A 19,587-nucleotide genomic window follows, 5' to 3' on the forward strand; every position below is an offset into this window, starting at 1 on the left:
GGCAGACATGTGCGGCCCGTGAGTTCAGCGACCATCGCGCAGCGTTCCTTCCTCCAGACGTGGCACCGGCCCGGCGCCCTCGCCGCCCCGCTTCGGGCGCAGCAGAGCCCGCACCCGGTTGGCCGGGCCGGTCAGCTCGCGCGCGCCGAACAGCGCACCGAGCACGAGGTAGGCCGCCACCACGGCGGCGCCGCCGACCAGCACCGCCGGCAGGCCGGTGCCGACGGCGTCACAGGCGGCGAGGCCGACCGCGGTGGCGCCGGCGGCGGCCAGCACCAGGCGGGCCTGGCCGATCAGCACCAGACGGGTGCGCAGCGCGATCCCGCGCAGCTCCAGGCCGCGCAGCAGCAGCACGGCGGTGGTGGTGATGCCCGCCGCGTTGCCGCCCGCCACCCCGAGCGCCCCGAACCGGGGCGCGCTGGCCAGGCCGACCAGCGTGGTGACGGCCAGGCCGAGCACCATCGCGGCCACCGGGAACCAGTCGAACAGCCGGCCGCCGCCGTCGTCGGAGCCCGGGTCGTCGGCCCGCCGGACCGCCGGACGCATCGAGAAGAACGGCCGGACCATCACCCCGATCAGCGCCTGGGCGAGCAGTCCGAAGCTGTAGACCCGGATCACCTGGGCGGTGGCGGCGGTGTCGGCGGGTCCGAACGCGCCGCGCTGGAAGAGCAGGCCGACCACGGCCGGTGCGCAGGCGAACAGGAACGCCATGCCCGCCAGCACCACGGCCGCCGCGTGGCCGAGGTCCTTCTCCACCCGGTCCCGGGCCGCGATCAGGTCGCCGGCCGCCAGCGCCCTGGCGACCAGCGGAAAGGTCACGGTGCAGATCAGGATGGCCGTGGTCATGGCGAGTTGGGAGACCTTGGCCGCGTAGTTGAGGTGCGAGATGGTGCCCGGCGGCAGTGCCGAGCCGAGGTAGCGTTCGATGAAGACCTGGGACTGCCGGGTCAGGGTGAACGCCGCGACCGGCAGCAGCGCCATGGGGCTCAGCAGCAGCGGCCGGCCGCTGCCGGCCTTGGAGCGGCGGCGGGCCCGGCCGAGGTGCAGCATCGCGCCGAACGGCCCGACCAGCACGCCCGCCATCAGCAGGCTGCCGAACGCCACTCCCAGCGCGGCCGACCGTACGCCGAGCAGGCTGTGGCAAGCCGTCAGGACGGCCAGGATGCCCACGTTGTAGGCGACGTAGATGGTGGCCGGCGCGCTGAACCGGTGATGGGCCCGCAGCGCCGAGGCGAAGTAGCCGGCCAGTCCGAACGGCACGATGGTGACGGCGGTCAACCGGGTGCAGGTGACCGCCAGCCGCGGGCTGGCCAGCCCCGGGGCCAGCAGGTGCACCAACTGCGGTGCCCACAGCATGGTGGCGCCGGAGAGCCCGCAGAGAGCGGTGACCAGCCAGGGCAATGTGGCGCCGGTGAGCTGGCGCACCGGGTCGGGCCCGTCGGGCCGTTCCTCGCGCAGCACCAGCGCCAGGCTGAACGCGGGCACCATGAGGAACGCCATGGCGTCCTCGATCAGCAGCGGCGCGGCGGTCTCGGGCACGGTCCAGGAGACCAGGAAGGCGTCGGTGCCCTCGTCCGCGCCGAAGTACCGGGCGAGCAGCAGGTCGCGCAGCAGTCCGAGTGCGGAGCCGGCCGCGCTGAGCACCGCCGTGATGCCGAACGCCTTCGCCAGGAAGGACGGTTGACGGCGGCCGGCCCGGGGCGCTGTGGCCACCCGTTCGGTGGTGGTCACGCAGTCGCCTCCAGGGCCGGCGGCCGGTCCTGCCCCGCCTGCTCGGCGGGCAGCGCCGCCCAGGCGGCCAGGCCCAGGACCACCGAGGTGAGCACGGTGGTGGTGCCGCCGATGTCGGCGTAGAGGAAGTCCACCAGTACCCAGCAGAGCAGGCCTGCCACGACCGGTCCGGCCGGACCTCGGCGGCGCAGGCAGCCGATCAGCAGCGCCAGGAACAGCGTGCCGTAGGCGGTGAATCCGAGCAGCCCCTGGTCACTGAGCACCAGGAGGTACATGTTGTGCGGGGAGAGCAGTGGTTCACGCTGGAACCCGGAACCGGCGCCGGCCGTGTCGCTGCCGGAGGAGAGTCGCAACGGGGCGTGCGAGTCCCGCAGTTGGCGGAAGCTCTTCGGGCCGGCGCCGGTGGCCGGGTGGTCGGCCCAGATGGCGCGGGCAGTGGCCCACAGGTCGTAGCGGTCACTGACCGAGTGGTCCTCGTTGCCGCTGGAGACCGTTCCGATGCTGTTGAGGCGCTGGGCGATCCCGCCGCTGCCCGCGTTGAGACCGCCGCCCGCGCGGGAGGCGCCCGTACCGACCGCGCCGAACAGCACGACGGCCGCGGCCAGTCCGAGTCCGGCCCAGCGCAGCGCCCGCCGGGCGTCCGCCTTGAGCAGCAGCACGGTGGCGCCGACGGCGGTGGCGATCCAGCTGCCCCGGCTGAACGAGACCGCCAGTGGGAACACCAGGAACGCCGCCGATGCCAGCATCGTCCTCCTGGCCCAGGTCTTCTGGCTTTCGAGCAGTCCCAGCGCCAGGGCTGCGAGGAGTCCGAAGCTGACCACGCCGGACATCGCCATCACGTCCAGCACCCCGAAGGTGCCTACGGCGCGGATCGGTTGACCGGTGTAGGAGGCGCCGGTCCTGGTGAGGTACTGCTCGGCGCCGACCACGCCCTCGATCAGCGCGGCCAGTACCAACGAGCCCAGGACCAGCCGCAGATCGGTGCGGTCGCGCAGCGCGGCGAGCACCGCGAGCGGGACCAGCACGAAGATCTGCTCCTGCCGGACGAAGCCGCTGGCGCTGAGCTCGGGATCGGTCGAGGTGACCGTCGCCACCGCACCGGCCACCGTCACCGCGCCGAACAGCACGGCCGCCCGGCGGCTCAGGCCGATCCGCCGTCCGCGCAGCAGGTCGATGGCGAGCAGTAGCACCAGCAGGCCCGACGCGACGTCGGCGGCCGTGACGTGGACGGCGGCTGACACGTCCTTCTCGCCGGTGGGCACGCAGACCAGCAGGACGGTCGCGGCGGCGACCAGGCTGGGCCGGCGCAGCAGCCCCACCGCCGGATGTCCCGCCGCGCGGGCCCGGGCGGGGCGGGGCGCGGCCGGAGCACGGTGGGGCAGGGTCAGGACCACGACTGTCAGCTCCCGTCGGGTCGGAGCATCAGGGCCGCGGTGCGCAGCAGGATCTTGACGTCCTGCCACAGGCTCCAGCTCTCGATGTAGCGGTTGTCGAAGCGGGCCCGGTCCTCGATCGAGGTGTCCCCGCGCAGCCCGTTCACCTGGGCCAGGCCGGTCAGCCCGACCGGGACCCGGTGCCGGTCGGCGTACTCCCGGTCGGTCTTGCTGAACCGCATGACGAAGTACGGCCGTTCGGGGCGCGGTCCGACCAGCGTCATGTCGCCGCGCAGCACGTTCCACAGCTGCGGCAGTTCGTCCAGCGAGCTGCGGCGCAGCAGGCGGCCGATCCGGCTCATCCGCTCGTCCTGGGCGATGTTCCAGTGGGTGGCCGACTCGTGCTCGTTGGCCGGGCGCAGGGTGCGGAACTTCAGCAGCGTGAAGACCTGGCCGTCCAGGCCGGTGCGCTGCTGGCGGAAGAGCACGCCGGGACCGGTGTCCAGCCGCACCGCGAGTGCGCAGACGGCCAGCACCGGCGAGAGCAGCAGCAGGCCGGTGCCGGCGGCGAGCACGTCCAGCGCCCGCTTGGCCGCCCAGCCGGGCCGGCGCATCGCCGGCCGGGGCAGCCGCAGGCAGGGGTAGCCCCAGAGGTGGTCGATGCCGCCGCGCAGGCCGGCGGCCAGACCGCCGTGCTCACGCAGCCCGGGAACCAGCCAGACCTGGCAGCCGAGCCGGACCGCGGCGCGCAGGGTGGCGACCGTCTCCTGGTCGTCGGTGGACTCGGCGGTGACCAGCACCCGCCGCACTCCGTACCGCCGCACCGCGCGGACGAGCATCGCGCGCCCGCCGAGCACCGGCACCGGGGAGTCGGCCGGCAGCCGGACCGGATCCGGGTCGAGGAAGCCGACCGGGCGCATCCCGTACTCGGCCCGCTCGCGCAGCGCGGCGGCGATCCGCTGGCCGAGCGCCCCGGCGCCGAGCAGCAGCACCGGCATCGGCCGGCGGCGGTGGCTGCGGCGGAGCAGCCCGTAGAGCGCGGTGCGGCCGAGCAGCGCCGACAGCACCAGCACGCCGAGCAGCACCAGGAGTCTGACGCCGCCGGCCGGCCCACCGATCGGCCAGGGTGCGGGCAGCCGGAGAGCCGGGAGGCAGGAGGCGGGCAGGCAGGCGGCCAGGGTGACCGCGAAGGCCAGCGCGACGGCCGCCCGCCCGAGCAGGGTGGGGAGCTCGTCCAGCGCGGACGGGGTCATCCGGGTGCGGTAGAGGCCGGCGGCCAGGTTGAGCGGGAGCAGTACCGGGAGCACCATGGCCGCGTCGGCGAACGGACGGGACGGGTCGACGGCGCAGCAGACCGACCCCGCGGCGACCGCCAGCAGGTCGACCACGAGCAGGCCGGCGGGCAGTGCGGCCCGCAAGCCCAGTCCCCGGCGGTTCCAGCGCCCGAGCTGCGCGTTGGAACGGGTGCGGGACAGCGTGGGCCGGTTGGGCCGGTCGAGGAGCTCGGTACCGAGCCACCGGCTGCCGGCCCCGGGTCGCCCCGGCCGCGGCACACTCTCGTGCTCAATGGTCATCTGCTCACGAACTCCCCTGATGTGATGGGCGGCGCTCGTTCCGTTCGCACAAGGATCAGAGGCGAAATCGCGTACGCCGGGTCGCACACCAGGTCGCACGCCGTTGCGCACGACGTGTTGCACGCTGTCTCGCACGTTCTCCCGCACTTTTCTCGCACTTTGGGAACGAAGCAGGCAAAGTCAGACGTTACCGAACGTGAGCCGGATTTCCGGAAGCTGACTTGCCATCATCATTCCGCTTGCCCATTAATATGAATAACCGATGTGATCCCGTGTGATCATGGTTGACCTGCGTCAGAAACGACGTGGACCGCCGTCCCGCCCCCCTTTCGCCCCCGGCCCCGCCGACCGTCGACCATGTCGACAAGCCGAACCCGGTGAAGATCTGGTGGGGATCTCGTCGGCTTCACGGCCTGAGAAACGATCAGATGCGCGCCGGGACACGGGAAGTCACACGGTCAGACTCGATCGACTCCCGGTAGAGCTGCGACACTCGCGCGATCACCGTCCGGATGTCGTGCCGCTCGCACACCCAGGCCCGGACGGCCGCGCCGCGCCGCGCACACTCCAGCGGATCGGCCAGTGCCGCCGCCAGCGCACTGGTGAGGGCCGCCGGGTCGTCCACCGGGATCAGCGCCGCCTCGTGGTCGTCCGGCGGCAGCTGCTCGCGGGCCCCGGAGACGTCCGTGAGCAGCACCGGCCGCCCCATCGCCATCGCCTCCAGCGGCGCCAGCGCCATGCCCTCCCAGCGCGAGGGCAGCACCACCAGGTCCGCGGCCGCCAGCCACGGCCGCGGATCCGGCACCTCGCCGGCCAGCCGCACCCGGTACGGCTCCGGCAGCGCCCGTGCTTGGGCGGCCAGCACCGCCGCGTCCGGCCCGCCGCCGACCAGCGCCAGCCGCGCGCCCGGCACCCGCCGCGCCACCGCCGGCCACGCCGCCAGCAGCACGTCCTGCCCCTTCTGGCGGCAGAGCCGCCCGACGCAGACGGCCAGCGGCTCGTTCAGGTCCAAGCCGAGGGAGAGACGGGCGGTGCGGCGCTCGGCGCGCTCGGCAAGGGCGTAGTGGGCCAGGTCGACGCCGTTGGGGATGACGGTGTAGTCGGCGTGGATGCCGTGCGCGACGCCGTCGGCGCGCTCCTGCTCGCTGACGCAGAGGACACTGGTCGCCCAGCGCGCCGCACGCCGCTCCCAGCGGACGGTCAACCGGGTGACGATCCCGGTGGTGGCTTCGAACGACCAGGCGTGCGGCTGGAAGACGGTGGGAACGCGCCCGCGCACCGCCAGCCGCCCCACCAGGCCGGCCTTGGCGCTGTGCAGGTGGACGACGTCGGGGCCGGCCCGCCGCACCAGCCGGCGCAGCGTCGCCGCCTCACCGAGCACCGACGGGCCGGGCGAGCGACGGGCCGGCCAGTCGAGCAGCTCCGCCCCGGCGGCCACCGCCTCACGCGGGAGCCGGCCGCCGGACGGACAGGCCACCACCACCCGGTGCCCCGCGGCGCGCTGCCCGCGCACCAGGTCGGCCACCACCCGTGCGACGCCGCCGTCCACCGGCTGGGATACATGAAGGATCGTCAGTTGCACGGCGGCGAGCCTAGAGTCACGGCACGCTACGCAGCGTACATAGCCACCCGCGGGTGGCCTGGGTCCACTCGTACGGGGTGGCCGCTCGCACGAGTGTCCCGGTCCTGCTGCCGCTGCCTCCTACTTCAGGTGGTCGGCGAGGCGGGCCAGCACCTCGTCGTGGATCCGGTTGAGGCCCTTGGGCGCGAAGGTGCGCTCGAAGAAGCCGCCGATGCCGGTGGCGCCCTGCCAGGTGGTGTCGATCGCCACGGTGGTCTGCCCGGCGCCCGCCGCGGTCACCGTCCAGGTGATCACCATCGAGGAGTTGCCGTCGGTCTCCACCAGCGTGCCCGGCCGGGGCGCACTGACCGTGAACAGGCAGTCGCGCACCCGCTTCTCGGTCGCCTGCAGCTTCCAGTGCACCTGGGTGCCGGCGCCGATCCCGCCGGCCCGCACCTCGTACTCGCTGTACTGCGCGGGCAGCAGTTGCGGGCGGACGGTGTTGTAGTCGGCGATCGCCTCGTACACCTGCTCGGGCGTGGCGGAGTACGTCCGCTCGGTACGGGCGTGGACCTGGGCCATGGCGCTCTGCTCCTCGTGACTGGCAGCCGATCCCGCAAGGGGTCCGCCGCGCAACTGAATCGCCGCCAAGCTTAGGCTGACCTGGTGCTGACGAAGGTGAAGGCCCTCCACTACCTGACCCCGCTGCGCGCCGGCGGTTCCGTCCCCGCCGTCGTCGAGACCGACGACCTCGGTACGTACGTGGTGAAGTTCGCCGGCGCCGCGCAGGGCCGCAAGGCGCTGGTGGCCGAGGTGATCGTGGGCGAGCTGGCGCGGCGACTGGGACTGCGGGTGCCGGATCTGGTGGTCGTGGACTTCGACCCGGCGGTGGCGGCGCACGAGCCGGACGAGGAGATCCAGGACCTGCTGCGGGCCAGCGCGGGGCTGAACTTGGGGATGGACTACCTCCCGGGGTCGACGGACTTCCGTCCCGGGCAGCCGGTCCCGGTCTCCCCGCTGGAAGCCGGCGCGGTGGTGTGGCTGGACGCGCTGACGGCCAATGTCGACCGCACCCGGGCCAACCCCAACATGATGGTGTGGCACCGCACGTTGTGGCTGATCGACAACGGCGCCGGGCTGGTCTTCCACCACCGCTGGTCCACCGCGGTCACGTCGGTGGACCGGGCGTACGACATGAGCGGGCACGCACTGGGCGGCTACGCGCCCGATGTGGCGGGCGCCGACCGGGAGTTGGCCGGGCGGGTGACCGAGGAGCTGGTGCGGGAGGTGGTGGCGCTGGTGCCGGAGGAGTGGCTGGAGCTGGAGCACTTCGGCTCGCTCGACGCCGTGCGCGAGGCGTACGTCCGACACCTGGTCGCGCGGGCGGCGGTGTCGGACCGCTGGCTGCCACGGGAGTTCGCGTCCGAGGAGCAGCTGCGGGCAGCGGAGGCGGCGGCGAGGGCACGCAGCCAGGCGGGGCGGCCGGCCTGGCTGCAGAACGTGCCGGACCTGCACGGACGTTAGGGCCGGCCGCCGCTCCACCGTGCACGAGCGACAGGGGGCCCCTTGAAGCCCCTGAGCTGCTGGACAGCGGCTGGGCGCCGCGCGCTCGACACCTGGCGCGGCCGCAGGCTGACCCAATGTGCGGGTGGCGTCGAGGAGTCGATGCCACCCGCACATTGGAAGGCATCGATCAGCGACGGCACGGCGGAGTGGGCGGCCGCGAAGGGCAGCAGGCGTCCGGCAGCAGCGCGAACAGGGGGCGTACTTGCCGGCCTTTCCCCACGCGTGGAAGAACGAGGAGGCGCCCAGCAGTACGACGTAGCCGGCCGGACCGAGCGTGCGAACGGTGCTGCGGGGCCGCACTCGGCAGCGAGCGCGGCCCCGCGGCAGGTCAGCCGGCCGGATTCTCGGCGATCCAGCGGGCCAGCGACACCAGGGTGGCCTCGACGCCGGCGGTCATGAGGTCGCGGATGTTGTCCACGTCGGCGCGGGTGCTGCCCAGTACCGGGTCGGTGCGCAGGAGTTGCCAGGTCTGGCGGACCTCGCAGCCGCTGCCGGACGGCTGGAAGGTCCACTCCCACTGCACGATGCCGTTGTCGACACCGGCGACCACATAGCTGAAGGCGACGCCCGGCTCGGCCCGGTTCACCTGGGAACGGCTGGTCCAGCGGGCGTCGCCGGCCTGGTTGTGGCCCGTGAACCAGTCGCCCGGCCGCGGGCCGGCCCCCTCGTCGTAGACCGCGTCGGCGACGTTCGGGCTCCACTTGCTGACGTTCCCGACGTTGCTGATCAGCTCGTAGGCGGTGGCGGGCGTCGCGTTGACCCAGGCAACTCGGCTGAACCGGTAGGGCTTCGGGTCGATCTGGTCGAGGCTGTCGTCGGGGTGGGCGATCGACATGTGAGGTCTCCTGAGAAGCGTCCGTTTTGCTGCTCAGGCTAACTTTGCGCGCGGCAAGGCACGGTCGGTGACGGATCCGCACACGGATCACGTCATGTCCTTCCTCATGACCCCGCTCACCTGAGAAGTCCCCGTCAAGGCCGAAGTTGGCCCGTCGCTCCTCTATGAGCTGGAAACGGTGCGAGCTAACATTGATGCTCTGCATGGCATCATCAGCCAGTATGAATGGGAGGACCTACTCATGACCACCCAAGCCTTGGAGATCCGCGACGCCGGCCCGCTTGACATCGACGATGACCTGATCGCCTTCGAGGACGAGCTCGACGCCGAACTGGCCCCGGCCGCCTGCCTTCCCCGGCCGTACCCCACCTGGGTGCCGTCGCACTCCCCGCGTGGGGCCGACGACTGATCCGGTCCAGGACGTGACAAGCGCGGGCGGCGGTCACGGGACCGTCGCCCGCGCTTCCGGGAACCCGAGTACGGGAGGTCGTCCGCACGTGACCCCAGCAGCACCCGCACCCGGCAGTGCCGAGGCCTTGCACGCCCGGATCGCCAACCGGATGTCGGCGACGATCCCCGCGCGACGCCTGTTCGTCGACGACGATTGGCTGTACCTGCAGGACCCGGCCATGCCGGTGCTGGCACACGGCTGGAAGCTGCACGTCTCGGCCCGGCCCGAGCAACTCGCGGACCTGGTCGACCTGGTGCTCCCGGTACTGCTGCGGCACACCTGCGACGCCAAGGTCGTCGCAGGCGCGGACCTGTTGCGCTCGATGAACAGCGGCACGCACGGCTCCGCCGTCATCGGCAAGGCCGTCACCGTCTACCCGCACCCCGATGCCCTGGTCACCGTCGGGCTGGCGCTGGCCGCCGTGCTCGCCGGTCGGGTCGGGCCGCGCGTGGTGAGCGACCGGCGGTTGCGGCCGGACGCCCCGGTCTACTACCGGTACGGCCCGTTCCACGTCGCCGACGGGAACCCCGAGCCCGTCATCATCGGGCCGGACGGTGATGAGTTCCCCGGGGCCGCCGAACCGCGCTACCGCCAACCGCCCTGGGTGGTCGACCCGTTCGGCGCGCTCGTCGCACCGTCCCGGGCGGGCGCGAGCCTTGCTGACGGCCGCTACCGGATCACCGCCGGCATCAGCCGGTCACCGCGCGGCAATGTGTACCGGGCAGTCGAGGCCGCGACCAGACGGGCAGTGGTGATCAAGCAGGCGCGGGCGTTCGTCGCCGAGGACACCACCGGACTCGACGCCCGGGGCCGGCTTCGGCATGAGCGACGGGTACTCGGCCAGCTCACCGGTCTGCCCGAAGTGCCGCAGCTGGTCGACTACTTCAGCCACGGCGACGACGAGTACCTGGTCAGCGGCGACTGCGGACCTCGCGACCTGCGCCGGGACGTCCTCGCGCGGGGGCCGTACCAGGCGGTCGCGGGCGCGGAACGCGACGGGTGGGCGCTGGCCCGCGAACTGCTGCGGGCGCTGGACGCGGTGCACGCGCGCGGAGTCGTGGTGTGCGACCTCAAGCCCGCCAACATCGTGCTCGACGCCACCGGTCCGTGCTATCTGGTGGACTTCGGAGTCAGCGCCCTGGACGGCGAACGGCCGCAGGGGTCCACCCCTGGGTACGGACTTCCGGTTCACGGTCCTGTTCGATGCGCCGATGATTACTACGCATTGGGAACCACCCTGCACTACGCGCTGACCGGGCTGGACCCGGTGGTGCTCGACTCCGACCCGACCACGAACCGGGACCGCACCCTGGCCTGCCTCGCGGCCGTCCTCACCGATCCCGAGCACCCGCTCGTGGCGCTGGTGGCCGGTCTGCTGAGCCTCGACGCCGATGCACGCACGGCGGCCGCGAACACCCTGCGGAACGGCGCGGCGGCCACGAACGCCCTGCGGAACGGCGCGGCGGCCACGAACGCCCTGCGGAACGGCGGGACCGCGCGGCCGGTGGCCGGCCGCCCGCGTCCGCCCACCGTTGACGGCCGCCTGCTCGCCGCGGTCGTCGACCACACGGTGACCACCTGCGTGCGGATGGCCCGCGAACTGGTCGCCACGCCGCGGCGCGTCGGCCGGCAGCACACCCTGCTCTCCCTCTACGACGGCAGCGCCGGCCTCGGCCTGGAACTGCTCCAGCATGCCGACCGCCCCGACGCCCGGGCAGCCGCCGCCGACTTGGCGCGCTGGACCGCCGCTCATCCGGCCCTCGACCGGCTCTCGCTCGGCCTGTACGACGGCCGAACCGGCGTGGATCTCTTCCTTGCCCAGGCCGCCGGTCTACCCGGCGTGGAACTGTCCGCCGGGCGGGCCGGGTCGACGGAGCCGACCGTCGCAGCACCCTCCATCGCCGGCGGCCCGGTCGACAGCCGCCGCACGGATCAGATCTCCGGCCTCGCCGGTGTCGGCACCGGCCACTTGCTCCTGGCCCGCCAGGCCCAGACGGCAGGCCGCCACGCCGACGCCCGGTACCACCAGGCACTCGCCGCCGAGTGCGCGCGCGATCTGCTCGCCCAACCACCCGGTCGGCTGCCCGAGGAGCCCAACCCCGGCACGGCGGCGCTGGCCGAGGGCTTCGCACACGGTCGGGCCGGGACAGCACACTTCCTCATCGGCATTCCCGCCGCACGATCCGTGGCCGGGCGGATCGTTGACGACCTCGCCGCCGAACTCCCGCGCATCGTCTCCGAGGCCGCCCGCCCCGGCGCCACCCGGCGCTACGGCTCCTGGTGCCGCGGCCTGGCCGGCATCGGCGCCGTCCTCGTCCAAGCGGGTCGGCGCCGGGAGGACGAGCAGCTCGTCGAGCTGGCCGTCGAGGCCGCCGACGCCTGCCGCGCGCTCGCGCCGTACCTGGGTCTCACCGTGCAGTGCTGCGGTCTGGCCGGAGTCGGCGAGTTGCTCGTCGACCTGGCCGTGACCACCGGGGAGGAACGGCACTGGCAGGCGGCCGAGGACATCGCCGCACTCATCCTCACACGCAGCGTCGGCCCGGTTGAACAGCCGCGCTTTCCCGGTAGCGGACTTGACGAGGAGTCAGCAGCTTGGGCGCTCGGCACCCCGGGCGTGCTCTCCTTCTTCCGTCGGCTCCACCGCCGGGGCGGACCACGGCTCGGCATGCTCGATTGAGGCGGCCCCTTGGGTGAGCGCCGGCGAAGGGGGTCGCTTCGTCGCGATCGCCTGGGCCGGCGCATGCGGCCACCGGCGGCGGAGCGGTAGCGCACCGCTGCGGTGAAGTGGACCATGTGGCTGTCCCGGGCAGCGGTGCCATCCTCGTGAGCGGCTCAGCCGCAGCGGGCCAGCAGCACCAAGAACGGCGGCAGCCCGGCGCGTTCGGGCTGCTGGGCGGCAACCGCCGCGCTCGGACGCGGCTCGTCGGCGTGCTCCAGCACGAAGCCGTGCCGCAGCAGCGCCCTCAAGTAGCCGGTGAGCGTGCGGTGGTGGTTGCCGGCGCGGCGAACGGCCGACCGGTTGGCGCTGCGCCAGAAGCCCTCGGCGAGGTAGTCCCCGACCACTCGGCGCGTGGTGCCGTCGGCGGCCTGCGTCCAACTGGCGTGCGGTGCCTCGAAACAGGGGTGCGGAACGGTGAAGGTCAGGCGGCCGGCCGGGCGCAGCACCCGCCGGACGGCGGCCAGTGCGGCATCGAGGTCGGGCACGTTGTTGAGAGCGAGGCCTGCGGTGACCCAGTCCATCGAGTCGGACGCCACGGTTGCGAGTAGGCAGGCGTCGTCCACGGCGTAGGCCACGCTGCCGGGTTCCGCGCCTCCACCGGACCGGGCGTGCTCGATCATGCGGGGCGAGGGGTCGATGCCCAGCGCGGTGGCCCCACGGGTGGCGACCGCCCGGGTGATGAGGCCCTCCCCGCATCCCACGTCCAGCACCTGCTGTCCCGTCAGGTCGGCGGGGAGTTGCTCGAGCAGGATGACGCGATCGAAGTCGTTCAGCGCGGAGCCGGACCGCAGCAGCTCGACGTACCAGTCGGCGATGCTGTCCCAGGTGTCGGCGTTCTCGACGCCCTCGCGGTCCCTCTGGGCGCTCTCACTGTTCTCATTCATCGAGAACCGGACCCTAGCCGGTCGCGTCGGGGACGGGCCAGTGGTTCGCGGGCTTCGCTTGGGAGTGGCACCAGGTCCGTGGTGTAGCTGGGTACACCTCACAGACGGGGGTCATTGCCATCGTGGCAGTGGTTGCGTGCGGCGCTCCCGATGACCCGTCAGGGCAGTTCTCCTGATAGACCTGCGAACCGGCAACGGGCGGATCGCCGTCAAGCCCGCCTGACGCATCGCCGACCGTGAAGCCGCGGGAGCTAGCGAAGTTGCAGCAACGCTGTCAGGTCGGCGATCTCCCGGATACCGGCCGCCGCGGCAGCGCGGGACTCGGCGCCGGGGCCGAGGCGGTTGAGCCAGCAGGCCTGGAGGCCGGCTGCCCGGGCGGCCAGTGCGTCGTGGGCCAAGTGGTCGCCGACGTGCAGCACGTGGGCCGGGTCGACGCCGAGGCGCTCGGCGGTGCGGTGGAACATCCGAGGGTCGGGCTTCTGGTAGCCGCTCTCGTTCGCGGAGGTGACGCAGCTGAAGTGGTCCAGCCCCACCTTGGCCGGGTCGGTGTTGCCGTTGGTGGTGACCGCCAGCGGGTAGTGCTCGGCCAACGCCCCGAGCACGGCGACCACTTCCGGGAACGGCTTCATGGCGGCCCAGCGGGTCTCGTTGTAGGTGGTGAACATCTCGGCGACCCGCTCCGGCCGCGCAGGTTGTCCGCACTCCTCCAGGGCCATCGTGAACGAAGCCTTGCGGATGGCCTCCAGCGTGGCTCCGGGCTCGGCGGCGGCCGAGGCCACCGTCCAGAGCTCGGCCAGCCACTCCCCCGTCACCGGCCCACCGGGACGGCACAGGCCCTCCGCCCGGAGCCGCCCGGCCGTCGCCGCGATCGCCACGGCGAACGAGGCGCCGAAGTCCCACAGGGTGTCGTCCGCGTCGAAGGAGATGGCGGCGATCGGCGGGAGCGGAGAGGTCTGAGCCGTCGCGGGCCCAACAGGCGTCACGGGTATCGACGACTCGGCACGAGAGGAGGGCATGCGAGCAACTCTAGCCTCCGCCTTTCAGTTGGGTTCGGCTGGTGGTGTCGGTGATGGGGCGTGGGCCGGCTGGGCCTGGGGCATGCCGACGCCTCATCGACCCCGAGGGGCGCACCGCATTCCCCGACGCAGGTCACGCCACCGCGAACTGCGCCACGTACTCCGCGAAGGGCGGGATACCGACCTCGGCACGGCGGGCGTCCATCAGCTCCGGCTCCTCGCACGGGAACGGGACGGGGGCGCCGTCGCGGATCCCGGCGATCTGGGTGCCGTAGATCTGCGGGCGGCCCTCGTTGACCAGGGTGCGGTCACGCAGGAAGGCGAGGTCCCGCGGGCTGGCGGCCCCCTCGGTGACGGCAGCGTCCATCAGCGCCAAGGCCCGTCGCTGGACGTCGAGTTGGCGATCCGCGTGCTGAGCGATCAGCCAGGCGGCCCGGGCGCCGTCCTCTCCGACGAGAGCCGCCGTGGGCCATCCGTGCTCGTCCATGATCTCGGCGAGGCGGTCGGCATGCCGGGTGGTGAGGCGGCGCCAGGCGAGTTGGGCGACCGGGTCCTCACTGTTCGCCTTAACGGCGCCCTGGTGATCGGCGGCGGCCATGGCGGTGAGTTCGGCTGCCAGAGTGTCATTCACTGATGACTCCAAGGGATAGGGGGAGTATGACCACGCAAATTTAAGGCCATCAGCGAGATTGAGAATCGTTCCGAAGGATGGTGACAACGGCCGGATTTCATCGGGATAATGGATCTACGCCGAAACGCAGAGCGGGGAAGTCGGCCCCGCCGACTTTCCCCGCAACAGCAACAGCAACCGCAGCGGCAACAGCACCAGCAGCGCCGCCGGCAACTGCCGTGCCTACAGCCGCACCGCGGCGTCGGCGTCCACGAGCCCGTGCCCGTAGAAACCGTTGTCCAGTGGCGATCCCTCACAGCCGGCCGCCCAGGCGCCGGTGCCGCCGGGGTTGAACGGGCCGCTGGGGCAGGCGATCGGGTGGGCCTCGGCGGTGAGCAGCGCGGTCAGTTCCTCCGGGCTCGCACCGGGATGGGCGCCGGCGAGCAGCGCGACCACACCGGTGACATGCGGAGTGGCCATGGAAGTGCCCTGCATGTAGCCGTACTTGTTGCCTGGCAGGGTGGAGAGCACCCGCCCGTTGCGGTCCGGGGTGTCGGGGATCTGGTACTGCGCGTCGCCGCCCGGTGCCGCCACCGTCACCACACCCGCGCCATAGCTGGAGTAGTAGGATTTCACGCCCTGGGCGCCGACCGCCGACACCGCGATCACGCCCGGGAGTTCGGCCGGGAGCTCGAGGCAGCTGTCGTCGACGGGCCTGGTCACCGGGGTGGTGTCGTCGGGGCTCATGGTGTCCGTGGTCTTGTGGGCCAGGTCGGTGTTGTAGTTGCCGGCCGCCGCGACGTTCAGCACGCCGTTGTCCTGGGAGTACTCGACGGCGCGCCGCACCGCCGTGACGATGGCGGCCTGGTCCGGGTCGCCCTGGCAGTTGTACAGCCACGGGTCGATGAAGTAGCTGCTGTTGGTCACCTGGAAGTGGTGCCCGGCCGCCCAGACGAAGCCGCAGACCGCGTACTCCGGGTAGATGAAGCCGCCGTCGTCCACCACCTTCACCGCCGCCAGCCGCACATCGGGCGCGATGCCGACGATGCCCTTGCCGTTCTTGGCCGCCGCGATGGTGCCCGCGACACGGGTGCCGTGCGGACTGGTGGTGGGCTGCCAGGACTGCCAACTGGTGTCCGGTGCACCGCCATTGGCACAGGAGGCGGAGAGCGACGGGTCCACGTTGGCGGCCAGGTCCTCATGGGTGGCGTCGATCCCGGAGTCCAGCACCCCCACCACCACGCCGCGGCTGCCGAGGGTGACCTGGTGCGCCTTGTCGGCGCCGATCTCGCGCAGGTCCCACTGCTCGGCCTCCAGCGGCTCGCTGCCATCGGCGGGCGCGGCGGCCGGCGGAGCGGCGACCTCGGCGGTCTCCACATCTCCCTGCGGAATGCCGGCGGTGCGGGTGGCGCCGACCGAGTCAATGCCGCCCAGGCCGCGGAGCGTCGCCGCGAAGGCGGTGTTGTTCGAGCGGGCGATGACCACACCGATCTGCTCGGAGGCGTGGACCACGGTGCCGCCGGCCGCGGTGATCTCCCGCTCGGCCTTCTGCACCTGGCCGTGGTTGGCCCTGGTGTTGACCAGGTAGCTCAGCAGCGGCCCGGTCTTGCCCGCCGGCGCCGGCGTGGCCGCCGAGGCGACTCCGGCGGGCAGGGCGAGCGAGACCGCGGTGGCCAGGGCCAGCCCGGCGGCGGCTCCGCGCACCTTGTGTATTCGACGAACTCCCATGGGGTCTGCCCCTCCCGGTTGCGTCGGCGCGGCGGCCGGGGCCTCCGCGCTTGGGTAGCCGAAAGGTAATGTCCCGGCAATGCGCCACACAAGGGTTGGGACTGAAGGGAGTTCGGTAAACCTGTGAGAAATCCGGTCAGTTTGGCCGGAGTTGGACGGGTGCTCAGACTTGCGGGCCGGACGGGTCCTGCGGCGCCCATACGTCCGGCGCCGGAACGTCCGGCGCCCCGGGCTCCGGGTCGAAGACGTGCGACAGCGCCAGCGGATGGATCCGCACCAGGTGCGACGGCGCGTAGTAGTGGTATCCGTAGTGCCAACGGGCCCGGTTGTGGGCGTCGACGGTGGGCTCCGCGCTACCGTCCTGCGCGGTGACCACCAAGCCGGTGTGACTCCTGGTGCCGTCGGGACCGGCATAGGTGACGACCACGTCGCCCGGGCGGGCCGAGCCGGGCTGATCGCCCACGTCGGTACCGAGCCGGCTGTCCATCAGGTAGTCGTAGAGCGTGTGGTACGGCGGGAGATCGCTGATCAGCAGCAGGTCGTAGGTGGTTCCGTTGGGTGCCGCGTAGTGGAGGTAGGAGTCCTGCGAATCGTCTGCCCGCAGCCCGGGGACCAGGCCGGCCGCGGCGAGTGCCCTGGCGACGTACTCGGCACACTGGTACTTCGGTTGGTCGGCGCCGAACGCGACCGGGGTGGGGTCGTTCCAGGCGGTGTCGGCCCAGTGCTGCTCGGCCCAGTCGACTTCGGCGGCGCGCAGCAGGTCACCCGATGCGTCAACGGTGGCCGCGGGTGCCGGAGTCGCGGCACCGGCCAGGACGAGCACCAGGGCGACTCCGAATGCGCGAGGGCCATGCAAAGGGCCATGCACACGACGCACAGTCATCTTCCTTACGGTTCAGTGGCTACGAGAGGTGGTACAGCTCCCGGGCGTTCTCCTCGGCGAGCATTCGGGCGATGCGCTCGCCGTCGACCGCGGTGCAGGCGCCGGCGCGGCGCCACTGCCGGGTCAGGTCCGCGACGGCGTGGTGGAACTGGGCAGCGCCGGCCAGGTGGAGTTCGGGGAGGCCGTAGCCGTCGGTGGACGCGAGCACCTTGCCGAAGGGGGCCGGCTCCAGCAGCTCGCCGAGCACGGTGGTGGCGCGCGGACCGACGTGGTTGAGGGTGAGACCGACGTCGGCGTAGACGTGCGGGAAGAGCTGCGCCAGGCAGCCGGCCTGCCGGTGGTAGGGGTAGCAGTGCAGTAGCACAAGGGGGACGCCGGTGGGCTCGACGGCTCTGACGAACGGGGTGAGCAGCGCCGGGTCGGCGCGGTGCAGCGTCAGGTCCGGGTCCCCGAAGCCGGTGTGCAGCTGGACCGGTGGCACCGGACGACGCTGGGCGCAGAGGTCGACGGCGGTCCAGAGCAGGTGACGCAGCAGCACCTGGTCGGTGAGCCGCAGCGGCTGGTCGGCCAGGAAGCGGCCCGCGGCCTCGATCACCTCGGCGCGGCCGGGACGCTCGGCGGGGACGTCCAGGCCGTGGCGGTAGGCGAGCACCGACTTCACCGCGACGGCTCCGGCCAGTTCGGCGGCGAGCGCCTCGGTGAGGGCGGCGGACCAGTCGGCGGCCGCGGGCGCGCGGGCGGCGAGCCGCTCGGCGACGCTCTCCAGCCGGACCACCTCGCGCACCGGCGCGCCGGCCGCCGCACTCAGTTCGGACAGCCCCAGCAGTGGCTGCCCGGCGGCGGCGACGAGTCCGGTGTCGACGAACAGGGCGCTGAAGCCGGCGGCGCCGAGCAGCCGCCGAGTGGCCTCCTCGGAGCCGAGGGCGTGCCGGCGGGCCAGGTAGGCGTCGGCCGTGGCGTGCTCCGGGAGCCCCAGGGCGGGCGGGCACCAGCGCCGCACGGCCAGCCCCAGTGCGCTGTCGAAGGGGTCCGCAGCCGGTGGGCGGTCGGACTCGGTGAGCAGGCTGCGGAAGGCCTCGGGGGTGAGGTCGGCCACGACCACGCTGTGCGTGTGGTGGTCGATGAGTGGTGGCAGCACGGCGGCCCCTCCGGTTCGTCACATCTCAGTACCGCCAGCGCGTGGCCGCAGCGAGCTCATCGGGGCTGTGGCGGGCGAAGAGCTCCAGCTCGGCCTGGCGCACCGCGCCGACCGCCTCGAAGAGCGGCTCCCCCATCGCGTCGCGCAGCAGGTCAGAGGCGCGGAACTCGGCCAGCGACCCGGCGAGTGTGCCGGGCAGCCGGGGGATCTCTCCCTCGGGCCGGTTGGCCGGGTCGTCGGGCACTTCGGCGGGGAGCTCGCAGCGGGCGTCGATCCCGGCCAGCCCGGCGGCCAGCACTCCGCCGACCAGGAGGTAGGGGTTGGCGGACAGGTCGAAGCACTTGAGCTCGGCGTTGGCGCCGGCCGCCCCCTCTCCCGGCGGACCGGGGATCAGGCGCAGCGCCGCCTCCCGGTTCTCCCGCCCCCAGCACTGGAACGCCCCGGCCCAGTGCTGGGGGACCAGCCGCAGATAGCTGGCGGGGCTGGGGGCACCGAGGGCGAGCAACGCCGGCAACTCGGCCAGCACGCCGCCGAGGAAGGACTCGGCCTCGCCGCTGAGCCCGTAGGGCCCGGGACCGCCCGACCCGAGGTTCCGGCCGTCACGCCAGAGGGAGACGTGCAGATGGCCGCCGTTGCCCACGCCGCCGGCCTCGACCGCGGGTGCGAAAGAGGTGCGCAGGCCGTGCCGGACGCCGACCGCGCGGACGGTCTGGCGGACCAGCACGCTGGTGTCGGCGGCACCGAGCAGGTCCTCCGGAGCGGTCGACACCTCGAACTGGCCGGTGCTGTACTCGGGATGGAGTTGCAGCACGGGCAGGCCCTGTTCGTCCAGGGCGTGCAGCAGGTCCCGCAGGTAGCCGGAGAGGTCGACCAGGCGGTTGAAGCCGTAGGCCGGGCCGTGGGACGGGTAGACCGGCGGCTCGCTGGGCGGGCCGGCCAGCGCGACCACCCATTCGACCTCGATGCCGGCCCGCAGCTCCAGCCCGCGGGCGGCGGCCGCGGCGATCATGCGTCGGGCGAACCGGCGCTGGCAGCCGGGGTGTTCGGAGCCGTCCTGGTCGAACCGGTCGGCGGGGGCCCAGGCCCAGCCGGGCTGGCCGGCCAGCTTGGTGAGCCGGGCGAGGTCGGGGATCAGCCGCAGATCGCCGACCGGACCGCCGCTGTGCCGACTGGTGGTGAAGCTGTCGTCGACCAGGACGGCGTCGAAGCAGGGGGAGGCACCGATCCCCCAGGCCGCCGCGTGCTCCAGGCGGCGCACCGGGACGGTCTTCACCCGGGCCAGCCCCGCGTTGTCCACCCAGCTGATGATCACCCCCTCGACGCCCTCCGCGCCCAGCCGGGCGGCCGCGACGCGCGCCCGGGCGGCTCGGTCGGCCCGGGCGTCGGCAGCCGGCAACTGCTCCGCGATCGGCGCTCCGGCCGGCCGCCCGTCCGGCAGGCCGGTCGAGCCCGAACCGTGCCCCGAAGGGTCGGCGGGGCCCTGCTCAGCGGCGATGGTACTCATGCGATCCATCCTCC

Annotated in this window: 16 protein-coding genes; 3 read left to right on the forward strand and 13 right to left on the reverse strand. The window is 72.9% G+C overall.

The features are described from left to right. Positions 1 to 24: 24 nt before the first annotated feature. The 5 genes from murJ to LN042_RS14475 form a co-directional block, all read right to left on the reverse strand. Positions 25 to 1,731 carry a murein biosynthesis integral membrane protein MurJ gene (gene murJ, locus LN042_RS14455; RefSeq protein ID WP_230051595.1) on the reverse strand — a complete coding sequence of 569 codons (1,707 nt, stop codon included), beginning with the start codon at positions 1,729 to 1,731 and terminating at the stop codon, positions 25 to 27. Next, complete coding sequence (locus tag LN042_RS14460) at positions 1,728 to 3,125, reverse strand: O-antigen ligase family protein (protein WP_230051596.1); 1,398 nt, start codon at positions 3,123 to 3,125, stop codon at positions 1,728 to 1,730. Before LN042_RS14460 ends, murJ begins: the two co-directional genes overlap by 4 nt. Before the next feature lie 5 nt (positions 3,126 to 3,130). Next, a complete protein-coding gene (locus LN042_RS14465) occupies positions 3,131 to 4,678 on the reverse strand; it encodes a sugar transferase (RefSeq protein WP_230051597.1) in 1,548 nt (515 codons plus the stop codon). A 424-nt stretch (positions 4,679 to 5,102) separates the two neighbouring features. Continuing rightward, on the reverse strand, positions 5,103 to 6,260 hold the full coding sequence (locus tag LN042_RS14470; protein WP_230051598.1) for a glycosyltransferase: 1,158 nt from the start codon (positions 6,258 to 6,260) through the stop codon (positions 5,103 to 5,105). A 120-nt stretch (positions 6,261 to 6,380) separates the two neighbouring features. Next, positions 6,381 to 6,821, reverse strand: a complete 441-nt coding sequence (locus tag LN042_RS14475) for an SRPBCC family protein (protein ID WP_230051599.1) — start codon at positions 6,819 to 6,821, stop codon at positions 6,381 to 6,383. 84 nt (positions 6,822 to 6,905) lie between these two features. Between LN042_RS14475 and LN042_RS14480 the strand changes: the two genes are divergently transcribed. Then, positions 6,906 to 7,763: a HipA family kinase gene (locus tag LN042_RS14480; RefSeq protein ID WP_230051600.1), complete on the forward strand. Its 858-nt coding sequence runs from the start codon at positions 6,906 to 6,908 to the stop codon at positions 7,761 to 7,763. Positions 7,764 to 8,133: 370 nt separating this feature from the next. Here LN042_RS14480 and LN042_RS14485 read toward each other — a convergent pair whose 3' ends face one another. After that, positions 8,134 to 8,640 (reverse strand): SRPBCC family protein, encoded by a 507-nt coding sequence (locus tag LN042_RS14485; protein WP_230051601.1) that lies wholly within the window; start codon positions 8,638 to 8,640, stop codon positions 8,134 to 8,136. A gap of 241 nt (positions 8,641 to 8,881) precedes the next feature. On the opposite strand from LN042_RS14485, the gene LN042_RS14490 reads away from it, so the two are divergent. Both LN042_RS14490 and lanL read left to right on the forward strand, forming a co-directional pair. Continuing rightward, positions 8,882 to 9,049: an SflA family class IV lanthipeptide gene (locus LN042_RS14490; RefSeq protein WP_230051602.1), complete on the forward strand. Its 168-nt coding sequence runs from the start codon at positions 8,882 to 8,884 to the stop codon at positions 9,047 to 9,049. A gap of 88 nt (positions 9,050 to 9,137) precedes the next feature. Then, positions 9,138 to 11,768 (forward strand): class IV lanthionine synthetase LanL, encoded by a 2,631-nt coding sequence (gene lanL / locus LN042_RS14495; protein ID WP_230051603.1) that lies wholly within the window; start codon positions 9,138 to 9,140, stop codon positions 11,766 to 11,768. A 155-nt stretch (positions 11,769 to 11,923) separates the two neighbouring features. On the opposite strand, the gene LN042_RS14500 is transcribed toward lanL, so the two are convergent. From LN042_RS14500 to LN042_RS14530, 7 genes are all read right to left on the reverse strand, one after another. Next, a complete protein-coding gene (locus LN042_RS14500; protein ID WP_230051604.1) occupies positions 11,924 to 12,694 on the reverse strand; it encodes a class I SAM-dependent methyltransferase in 771 nt (256 codons plus the stop codon). 251 nt (positions 12,695 to 12,945) lie between these two features. After that, entirely contained in the window at positions 12,946 to 13,710 is a 765-nt protein-coding gene (locus tag LN042_RS14505; RefSeq protein WP_230051605.1) for an HAD family hydrolase, read from the reverse strand. 133 nt (positions 13,711 to 13,843) lie between these two features. Next, positions 13,844 to 14,341, reverse strand: a complete 498-nt coding sequence (locus LN042_RS14510) for a DUF6624 domain-containing protein (protein ID WP_308191810.1) — start codon at positions 14,339 to 14,341, stop codon at positions 13,844 to 13,846. 222 nt (positions 14,342 to 14,563) lie between these two features. Beyond that, entirely contained in the window at positions 14,564 to 16,048 is a 1,485-nt protein-coding gene (locus tag LN042_RS14515; protein WP_230051606.1) for a S8 family peptidase, read from the reverse strand. 163 nt (positions 16,049 to 16,211) lie between these two features. Further along, on the reverse strand, positions 16,212 to 16,871 hold the full coding sequence (locus LN042_RS14520) for an amidase domain-containing protein (protein WP_230051607.1): 660 nt from the start codon (positions 16,869 to 16,871) through the stop codon (positions 16,212 to 16,214). 79 nt (positions 16,872 to 16,950) lie between these two features. After that, positions 16,951 to 18,069 (reverse strand): amidohydrolase family protein, encoded by a 1,119-nt coding sequence (locus LN042_RS14525; protein ID WP_230051608.1) that lies wholly within the window; start codon positions 18,067 to 18,069, stop codon positions 16,951 to 16,953. Positions 18,070 to 18,094: 25 nt separating this feature from the next. Next, entirely contained in the window at positions 18,095 to 19,573 is a 1,479-nt protein-coding gene (locus LN042_RS14530; protein WP_230051609.1) for a type I glutamate--ammonia ligase, read from the reverse strand. Between the last annotated feature and the right edge of the window lie 14 nt (positions 19,574 to 19,587).

The organism is Kitasatospora humi, from assembly GCF_020907985.1.
GTDB lineage: Bacteria > Actinomycetota > Actinomycetes > Streptomycetales > Streptomycetaceae > Kitasatospora > Kitasatospora humi.

Coding starts and splice junctions, on each gene's coding strand:
- LN042_RS14530 (WP_230051609.1), bottom strand. CDS start 19,573: ATGAGTACCATCGCCGCTGAGCAGGGCCCCGCCGACCCTTCGGGGCAC.
- LN042_RS14505 (WP_230051605.1), bottom strand. CDS start 13,710: ATGCCCTCCTCTCGTGCCGAGTCGTCGATACCCGTGACGCCTGTTGGG.
- LN042_RS14490 (WP_230051602.1), top strand. CDS start 8,882: ATGACCACCCAAGCCTTGGAGATCCGCGACGCCGGCCCGCTTGACATC.
- LN042_RS14515 (WP_230051606.1), bottom strand. CDS start 16,048: ATGGGAGTTCGTCGAATACACAAGGTGCGCGGAGCCGCCGCCGGGCTG.
- LN042_RS14500 (WP_230051604.1), bottom strand. CDS start 12,694: ATGAATGAGAACAGTGAGAGCGCCCAGAGGGACCGCGAGGGCGTCGAG.
- LN042_RS14475 (WP_230051599.1), bottom strand. CDS start 6,821: ATGGCCCAGGTCCACGCCCGTACCGAGCGGACGTACTCCGCCACGCCC.
- LN042_RS14485 (WP_230051601.1), bottom strand. CDS start 8,640: ATGTCGATCGCCCACCCCGACGACAGCCTCGACCAGATCGACCCGAAG.
- LN042_RS14465 (WP_230051597.1), bottom strand. CDS start 4,678: ATGACCATTGAGCACGAGAGTGTGCCGCGGCCGGGGCGACCCGGGGCC.